This is a genomic window from Collinsella sp. AF38-3AC, assembly GCF_003474365.1.
Taxonomy (GTDB): Bacteria; Actinomycetota; Coriobacteriia; order Coriobacteriales; family Coriobacteriaceae; genus Collinsella.
On sequence record NZ_QROM01000048.1, the window covers coordinates 1 to 522 of the forward strand.

General features: G+C 73.9%; 1 protein-coding gene. It reads right to left on the reverse strand.

Translation table 11 applies throughout. From position 1 onward, the window contains the following. A partial coding sequence (locus DW029_RS11120; RefSeq protein WP_199582700.1) for a transposase occupies positions 1-396 on the reverse strand: 396 nt, incomplete at its 3' end. Between the last annotated feature and the right edge of the window lie 126 nt (positions 397-522).

Below are 522 nucleotides of genomic sequence, written 5' to 3' on the forward strand. Positions count from 1 at the left end.
CCCGTCGGCCGTGACCACCTCGATCGCCTCCCTCTGCTCATCCGTCAGCAGGTCGAGGAACTCGTTGAGCCTGTCCTTCCCGTGGCCCCTGCAGGCCCACACGACCCTCCCGCGGTCGTGGTCCACCACGACGGTCATGTACCTCTGGCCCCTCTTGTAGCTCGTCTCGTCGACGCCGATCCGGCGAAGCCCGTCGAGCCTGCCGCGCCCGTCGGCCTCCTCCAGCGACGCCTCGACGCGCGCGCAGATGCCCCCGACGGTGTGCCAGTCGACGCGCGCCAGCTCGGCCAGGGCGCTGCGGCACATGTGCAGCGCGAGCCACGCGACCCAGTCCTCGAAGGCCGAGGCGAACCTGCTCGAGGCGCACCTCGCCCAGGGGACGGGCGCGGTGCGCACGCCGTGCTCCGGGCAGCTGGCCCTGACGGGGGCGTGCTCCAGATAGCAGCGGGCGGCGCCGAGGTCGGGCGCCCTCCAGCGCCTGGGCCCGAGCCTGTCGTAGGCGGCGCAGCGCCGCCCGCACAC